Consider the following 8,322-nt stretch of genomic DNA (forward strand, 5'->3'; position numbering starts at 1 on the left):
ATTGAGTCACTAGTTTACCAAGTTTATCTCTACGGTTTCTTCAGCATAGCTCAGTCTGCTACAAAATATTCACCAGTGATAGTAGGACGTACATCAGAATCTATATCAACTCCTAACAAACCAAATGCAGAAGATCCAGTATTAACGGTACCGTTGTCGCTATCTGGTTCTACATACCCTGCACCTACACCCAATGTCCAAGTGCCAGCTGTTTCAGCCATAGCTGGTGTCATGCTAAAAGTAGCAGCTAACGTGGTCAATAGTAATGCTTGACGTTTAATCATAGTATCCTCGAATCAAGTTGTTAAGTTCTAGGTAGTAAAGCTCAATTTATTTAAATAAATAAGTTTCAGAATTTAAATAAAATCGTTAGAATTTTGCTCTTATTTAACGGCTTCGTTACATTATAGGTTATATCCATAATATAAGTAAGGGTATTAGAATGATTAAATAACAACTTAATAGTCATACCTTTAATGACCATATATCTTGATTAATAAATAAAACTATATTTACCAAACCTGCCTGTAAAACTTTTAAAACTTATATTAAGTAAGATTGAGAGTTCGATTTAAAGATGTTGTCATTTCATATTCAACCCCTATAATAACCACTCTGCATATTAAGTATGCAGTGCCCTCTAGTAATAAAATAAAGGTGTGCCATGAGTAAGCTTAATCCCAAACAACAAGAGGCTATGACTTATGTGTCCGGTCCCCTCCTCGTATTAGCGGGTGCAGGCTCAGGCAAAACTTCGGTCATTACTCAAAAAATCGCTTATCTAATTGAACAATGCAATGTTCCTGCTGAGCGTATCACCGCTGTGACCTTTACCAATAAAGCTGCTCGTGAAATGAAATCTCGAGTTACCTCCCTTATGCCGAAAGAAAAGACGCGTGGTCTTACCGTGTCTACCTTTCACCAATTTGGGTTACAGTTTTTACGTTATGAGCTAATACATACTCCCTTAAAAGGCAACTTCTCTATCATGGATGCCGATGACAGTAAGCGCTTATTAATGGAATTGATGATGCGTGACAATCTATCTGGCGCGGAGAGTCGAGAACTTGTGGGCAAGGCGATTAAGTTTATTTCTGATTGGAAAAACGACTTAATTGAGCCAGATAAAGCAATGGATACATTAGAGGATCCAGAGGATATGATTTTTGCCACGCTTTATGCTTTATATGAGCGTAATCTGCGGGCTTATAATGCGGTCGACTTTGATGACCTAATTGTTCTACCGGCCAAGATCTTACGTGCAAATGTTCAATTGCGTGATAAATGGCAAAACCGTATCCGCTACTTGCTGGTTGATGAGTATCAAGATACCAACACTGCTCAGTATGAGCTTATCAAACTAATTGTTGGCTCAACTGGTAAATTTACGGTAGTAGGTGATGATGACCAGTCTATTTATGCTTGGCGCGGTGCTCGTCCTGAGAACATGGCGCTATTAAAAGAAGATTTTCCTAAGTTAAAGGTCATTAAATTAGAACAGAATTACCGCTCAACGAACCGTATTCTAAATGCTGCTAACAATGTAATTATGAATAATGAGCATTTATTCGAAAAAGCCTTGTGGTCGGATAAGGGACAAGGTGAAAAAATTCGTATCATCAATTGCCGTAATGATGACGATGAAGCTGAGCGCGTTGCCAAAGAGATTGTGGCGCACAAACTGCGTAATGGTAATGAGTGGGAGCAATACGCGGTTTTATATCGTAGTAACTTTCAAGCACGTATGCTTGAAGCGCAGCTGCGCCAATTTCAAGTACCTTATAAGTTATCTGGCGGCCAATCCTTTTTTTCGCGTAGCGAGATCAAGGATATAATGGGCTATTTGCGTTTAATTTTGAACCCTGAAGATGACAGTGCGTTTTTGCGTATCGTTAATACCCCGAAGCGAGGACTAGGTCCCGCCACCCTTGAAAAGCTGGGGCTTTTTTCTCAAGAGCACACTATTTCACTTTTGGCAGCCTGTACCCATGGTGGGCTGTCCCATGTATTGCCGATCAAAGCTTATAGTACCTTAAAAGAGTTTGGCGACTTTATTGAGCATTACACCCGTGAGCTTGATCAGCACCCAGACCCAATACCTTTGGTACGCCAGATGATTGATGAAACGGGTTATATTGACTTTGTTCGCGGTGATTCAAAAACGCCGCAACAAGAAAAAGGACGCCTCGATAACATCGAAGTGCTCTATACTAGTATTCAATCGCTCATTAACCGTGCTGAAGATGATGATGACAAGACTATTGATGCGGTAATTCGTAAACTGGTGCTATTAGACATGCTCGAGCAGCAGCAAGAAGAAGAGAATACCAACAAGGTTAACCTAATGACCTTACATGCTGCTAAAGGTCTAGAATTTGATTATGTCTATATCATGGGGCTGGAAGAAGAGCTTTTACCGCACCGTAATTCTATTATTGGCGAGACCATTGAGGAAGAGCGCCGTTTGATGTATGTGGGTATTACCCGTGCTCGCCGAGAGTTAACCTTAACTTTAGCAGCGCAGCGCCGGGGCGGTGGCCAAATGCGAACCACTACTCAAAGTCGTTTTTTAGAAGAGCTACCAGAGGAGCATCTTGATTGGCCTGCCAATGCCAAAAAGAAAAAAGCGGAGCGAGATCCTGCCTTGGTAGCCAGTGAATATATGTCCAATATCAAAGCGTTATTAAAACAAAAAAACCGATAATATGCCGATTTAGGCTTTCAATATCGTAGACTAACCATGCAAAACTTCTAAAATATTGTAAAATAAAGTTTTTATGGCAGGAAGTACTCCTGTCATTTTTGTTTTTGCTATTTTTTCTAAAACTTAATATATATATTTCATAGTTTTAGCTTCTGCAAATCTTAATCCCCTCTTCAAGCAATCTAAGGGCACCTATGACCAGTCCAAGTGAGAACTCAGTCAAACAAGATACCCTAGCAGAGAGCTATGATCGTGCTGAAGATAAACTGATTTATATGCAACGATTGGTTGCAGATCGAAATCTAGCCACGATGGCAGAGTTTTTGGAAGAGCAATCAGAATATGAGATTGCCAACCTATTAGAGTCCTTCCCTCATGATTCGCGCCAGCTTATTTGGAAACAAGTACCTATCGAGGTAAAAGGTCAGGTACTTGCTGAAGTGGTCGATGATATCCGTCCATCCTTGATGGAAAATATGCAAGCTGATGAGATTGAGACGCTTGCTGCAGATCTAGATGCTCAAGACATTGCTGAAATTCTAGATACGGTCGATGAAAAGGTTCGCTCTGAGGTAATGTCCAATCTTGATGACGACATTCGCTTACAAGTAAGCCAGCTTAATACCTATGAAGAGTATGAAGTCGGCGCCTATATGGATCCAGACACCATTCAGATTCAAGGTAATATTAGTTTGCAGCAGGTGCAAAATTGGCTGCGTCAAGATGAAGACTTATTAGATGATCAAACCCAAGAGCTGATCGTGGTTGATGCCAGTCATCAGTTGCTCGGTCTTTTAAGCTTAGTTGACCTAATTAAATATCCTCAAAACTCTTTGGTCGAACAATGGATAGACCCTGCAATTACCATCAATGATCGCATGGACATTCAAGATGCGGCAGCTGTATTTCGCTCATCTGATATTCGTTATGCCCCAGTGGTCAACAGTTTTGGCGAATTGATAGGCCAGCTTAATGCAGAAGACATCATGGAGATTATTCAAGATGATGTTGACAGTACCATGAAGCACTTAGCGGGTGTGAGCGATGACGAAGAGCTGTTTGCGCCAATCTTACGCAGTGCAAAAAGCCGCAGTGTGTGGTTAGGTATTAACTTATTAACTGCATTACTTGCCGCCTCAGTAATTGGGCAATTTGAGGAAGTTTTGGCCCAAGTAGTGGCATTAGCAGTATTGATGCCAGTAGTTGCTAGTATGGGCGGTATCTCTGGCAGCCAGACCTTAACAGTAGTTATCCGGGGCTTAGCAATGGGTCAAATCGGGGGTTCAAACCGCTTATGGTTAATGAACAAAGAGCTTTGGGTAGGCGCTATCAATGGAGTAATTTGGGCTGTGGTTATGGCCGGTATCGCTCAGCTTTGGTTCCATGACCCAAAAATCAGCTTAGTAATAGGTTGTGCCATTGCAATAAATATGACCGCAGCCAATGTGTCAGGTATCGGTATTCCATTATTGTTAAAGCGATTGGATATTGACCCTGCCTTATCGGCATCGGTTATCTTAACCACGGTAACTGACATAGTCGGCTTTATGTCGTTTTTAGGACTGGCGAGCCTACTTATTCTTTAATCTGCTCAGGTTCTTTAGTCTGCTTAGGTTCTTTAGTTCGTTCTGGCTCTTTAGTCTGCTCACGTTTTTTAGTACCCTACTCTTTTCAGCGTATTCTTCTATCTTTTTTGATAATAGCAGTTCTGTACTTACAATAAATTCTACTTAATGTAATACATCATAGCGGCTACTATTGAGCAAAAATTTTAATTAATTAATGGATGTGATATGAACTCTGTACAAGTTAAAATCTTAAACCCAAAAATTGGCACTGATCCTAATTTTCCAATGCCTAGCCGTGCCACTGACGGCTCTGCCGGTATTGATTTACGGGCTTGCATTGATAAGCCTATCACTATTAAGGCGGGTGAAACTAAATTAATAGGAACGGGCATGGCCATTTATATTGCTGACCCAAATTATGCAGGTATTATCTTGCCACGTTCTGGCTTAGGACATAAACACGGTATCGTATTGGGCAACCTAGTAGGTCTCATCGATGCCGATTATCAAGGTGAGCTGATGGTAAGTGTTTGGAACCGTAGCGATATTGATTTTGTACTCAACCCTGCAGAGCGTATGGCTCAATATATGGTTGTGCCGGTAGTACGTCCTGAGTTTGAAATTGTTGAAGAATTTAATGAATTAAGTGCCCGTGGCGCTGGCGGCTTCGGTCATTCTGGCCGTCAATAGCTTTATGACAACATACTCAACTAAAATAGATCTTAAGCTTTTGCCATAACCTAAAGGGCTATACTTTACGGGTTTGAGCCTCATAAATCTCAAAATAGTAACTCTTTAATTCCTCTAGTGGGTAACTATTATGCTTAAAAGTGCTATTATTGAAGGTTTATAAAGTCATAATAATGGGGTATTACCCATCGGAGCTTTAATTTGTCACTATCTGCCTTTAATGACCAGCGTGCTTTATTTAAAGCATATGATATACGTGGTGAGCGTAAATTGTTCACTATGGATTTTGTCATTGCTTTAAGTGATACGCTTGCTGATTACTATATTCAGCAAGGTGCTACCCAGATAGTAATAGGCTTCGATACCCGTCATTTTAGTGAAGCTATAGCCAAACAATTGGCCACCAGTTTTCAAACAAAAGCCGTAGAGGTTATCTGGCTAGGTTTAGTAACTACCCCTATTATGGCTTTTTGGGCCAATAATTATCAAGGTCACGGCGTTATTGCTACGGCCAGTCATTCTGAGCCACATATCAACGGTATAAAGTGGTTGATTGATAAAGAATCACCCAGTAGAGAACAAATTCAGCATCTGTATCAATGCCTATTTAACCATTCAAACAATTTTAATCACTCATACACTGCTGATAATTTAAATAACTTAATAGCTAATAACCCCAATCATATTGAAACAAACAAAACACTGAATCAGCACAAAAACACTAAAAGCACTCAAGATAAATCTTTAGCAAAGGTTCAGTCTTTATCAAAGTTAGTACATTTATCTCAATCTGATATTATTAACGGCTATGTAAATCAAGCTGTTGCAGCAATTGATACTATCAATGGCTTTAAACTTTCTACCAAAACAGACGCCCATACCACCTCCGTTTCAACACGGCCCTCCTTTAAAATTGTTATCGACTGTTTAAATGGAGCTACTGGACAGTTTGTAGAGCCCTTCTTTACTTCGCATCGTAACCTGTGTTCAGAACTAATCATACTCAATGCTACTGCCGATGGTAACTTCCCTAAAGGCAACCCTGATCCTATGGAACACAATCGACTGCAAGAACTTACTGCTGCTGTAATCAGCAATAATGCAGATATGGGGCTTAGCTTCGATGGAGATGGTGACCGATTAATGGTAGTAGACAATAAGGGTAAACCCTTAGTTGCAGATCATTTGTTGTATTTACTATCGCGGATTGCCGTAGAAGATCACATCGCAATGGGAGATTGTGGTGAGTCAAGCTTGTGCAATTCCAACAGATGTACCCCAACTGTTGTATTTGATGTTAAATGTTCGCATTATTTATCTGGTTTGATTGAAGAAATGGGTGCCATAAGCCAGATGAGTAAAACCGGCAGTAGTATTTTACGCCGCACTTTACAATCCAAACAAAACGCTACTAACACTCATATACTTTTTGCCGGTGAGCTGTCTGGCCACTTTATTTTTAATGATGGCCATTTTTTATTACATGATGATGCGATGTATGCAGGTTTACGTTTATTGAACTGGCTACAATACCAATCCATTACGCTCAACGAAATCATAGCGACTTTGCCGCAAGCGGTGAGTACCCCTGATATCTATCTACCATTGTCAGATTATTCCTATAGTGTGACACCTGATACTAAAGCTTCTAGTGTGGATAAAAATTCACAGCCTATATTGAATAAATTAACTATGTTATGCAGCAAACTACGAATCAATAGTAAAGATTTTCCAATTCCGCTACCAGCCGATGCCCAATTAACCTTTATCGACGGCCTGCGTTTAGACTTTCGTCATGGATTTGGTATCATACGATCTTCGAATACTAGCAATAGTTTAACGGTTCGTTTCGCAGGCGATACTTTATCAGATTTAGAAAAAATTCAAGGCTATTTCGTCAAATTATGCCAGTCTATTAGTCAGGATTTGGCTAAGCAGGTAGCCAACATTCAGGTAAAGCAGTAAAATAATAACAACTAATAACAATGTTTCATCCTCATTTTATTATCCAATCCAACCTTTAAAAAAAGAGCGCCTCATGTCTTTAAACCTTGCCCAAGCTCAAACCACCGCACAAGTATTAACCACGGCGCTTCCTTACATTCAGCGCTTTGAAGACAAAATTATTGTGGTCAAATATGGCGGCAATGCCATGACCGATCCAGAGCTTGAAAGCTCCTTTGCACGTGATATAGTTCTGTTAAAGACTGTAGGTTTACACCCTGTTGTGGTACATGGTGGCGGACCACAAGTGGACAATTTATTAAAAGAGCTGGGACGTGAATCAAAGCGGATCGATGGCATGCGGATTACTGACAGATCGACTATGGACGTAGTTGAAATGGTGATAGGCGGTAGTGTGAATAAATCTATTGTAAGCCTTATCAATAAACATGGTGGCCACGCTATTGGCTTAACTGGTAAAGATGCTAATCTAATCCGTGCAAAAAAGCTGTTAATGACTAAAACTGATGAACAAGGTAATATCAGCGAAATTGATTTGGGTTATGTCGGTGACGTAGTTAGCGTTAATAAAGATGTAATTATGATGTTAATCGGTTCACACTTTATTCCAGTGATTGCTCCAATTGGCATCGATAATGACGGCAACAGTTACAACATTAATGCTGACTTAGTAGCCGGTAAAGTAGCTGAGTTCTTACAAGCTGAAAAGTTAATGCTTTTAACCAATATCAAAGGGGTATTAGACAAAGAAGGTAAAGTAATGACTGGTTTAACGCCAACAAAGGTCGATCAATTAATAGAAAACGGTACCATTTCTGGCGGCATGATTCCAAAAATTCAGTGTGCATTAGATGCAGTACGTGGCGGCGTCAAAAGTGCGGTTATTGTCGATGGCCGTGTGCCTAATGCCACTTTGCTTGAAATCTTTACCAATGAAGGAGTGGGTACACTTATCTCTCGCGACTCATACCCAGAGCAACACTAATAGCTGTTAGGTTTTTAAAAATTCTATTTCAAAGCATTTTGTTTAAGCATGTCTTTGAAATATGCTTACATTCTATCTAGCTAAGTATATCTCTTGTTAAAAACATAGCTTGAAACATTGCTAAAAACATAGCCAATAAAATAGTCGCTTTAAAAATAGACGTTAACGTAAATGCATTAACGTATTTTTTTAAGCTCTATTTTATGATTTAAAGGCTTCTTCAAACTCGTCAATGTTAAAGCCACAAAGTAGAACTACTTTTGCATTTGACTTGCCCTCAACGATAGGCCGCTTGATCATACTGCTATTTTCTACCAACAAATCAATCGCTGCATCAACATTGCTATCGGCTGCCTGTTTTTGTTCATCGCTTAGTTTACGCCAAGTGGTACCACGTTTATTAAGTACCT

The 8,322-nt window shown here is 39.9% G+C and carries 7 protein-coding genes; 5 read left to right on the plus strand and 2 right to left on the minus strand.

Annotation, left to right across the window (positions count from 1 at the left end; genetic code table 11):
* Positions 1–50: 50 nt before the first annotated feature.
* Entirely contained in the window at positions 51–284 is a 234-nt protein-coding gene (locus tag QZ265_RS08295; protein WP_296405216.1) for a hypothetical protein, read from the minus strand.
* 380 nt (positions 285–664) lie between these two features.
* Here QZ265_RS08295 and QZ265_RS08300 point away from each other — a divergent pair, with 380 nt between their 5' ends.
* The 5 genes from QZ265_RS08300 (at position 665) to argB (ending at position 7,912) form a co-directional block, all read left to right on the plus strand.
* Positions 665–2,704, plus strand: coding sequence for a UvrD-helicase domain-containing protein (locus tag QZ265_RS08300; RefSeq protein ID WP_296405218.1), 2,040 nt, complete (start codon positions 665–667; stop codon positions 2,702–2,704).
* A 194-nt stretch (positions 2,705–2,898) separates the two neighbouring features.
* The gene (locus tag QZ265_RS08305; protein WP_296405221.1) at positions 2,899–4,290 is read left to right on the plus strand and encodes a magnesium transporter; all 1,392 of its coding nucleotides are present in this window, start codon (positions 2,899–2,901) and stop codon (positions 4,288–4,290) included.
* Between the two features lie 207 nt (positions 4,291–4,497).
* Entirely contained in the window at positions 4,498–4,962 is a 465-nt protein-coding gene (gene dut, locus QZ265_RS08310) for a dUTP diphosphatase (RefSeq protein ID WP_296405223.1), read from the plus strand.
* A gap of 201 nt (positions 4,963–5,163) precedes the next feature.
* Positions 5,164–6,927, plus strand: a complete 1,764-nt coding sequence (locus QZ265_RS08315; protein WP_296405225.1) for a phosphomannomutase/phosphoglucomutase — start codon at positions 5,164–5,166, stop codon at positions 6,925–6,927.
* A 73-nt stretch (positions 6,928–7,000) separates the two neighbouring features.
* Complete coding sequence (gene argB / locus QZ265_RS08320; RefSeq protein WP_296405227.1) at positions 7,001–7,912, plus strand: acetylglutamate kinase; 912 nt, start codon at positions 7,001–7,003, stop codon at positions 7,910–7,912.
* Positions 7,913–8,113: 201 nt separating this feature from the next.
* On the opposite strand, the gene QZ265_RS08325 is transcribed toward argB, so the two are convergent.
* The coding region (locus tag QZ265_RS08325) for an ArsC/Spx/MgsR family protein (RefSeq protein ID WP_296405229.1) at positions 8,114–8,322 on the minus strand (209 nt) is incomplete at its 5' end.

This window comes from Psychrobacter sp. (assembly GCF_018260395.1).
In the GTDB taxonomy this organism is placed as follows: domain Bacteria; phylum Pseudomonadota; class Gammaproteobacteria; order Pseudomonadales; family Moraxellaceae; genus Psychrobacter.

Coding starts and splice junctions, on each gene's coding strand:
- dut (WP_296405223.1), top strand. CDS start 4,498: ATGAACTCTGTACAAGTTAAAATCTTAAACCCAAAAATTGGCACTGAT.
- argB (WP_296405227.1), top strand. CDS start 7,001: ATGTCTTTAAACCTTGCCCAAGCTCAAACCACCGCACAAGTATTAACC.
- QZ265_RS08300 (WP_296405218.1), top strand. CDS start 665: ATGAGTAAGCTTAATCCCAAACAACAAGAGGCTATGACTTATGTGTCC.
- QZ265_RS08305 (WP_296405221.1), top strand. CDS start 2,899: ATGACCAGTCCAAGTGAGAACTCAGTCAAACAAGATACCCTAGCAGAG.
- QZ265_RS08295 (WP_296405216.1), bottom strand. CDS start 284: ATGATTAAACGTCAAGCATTACTATTGACCACGTTAGCTGCTACTTTT.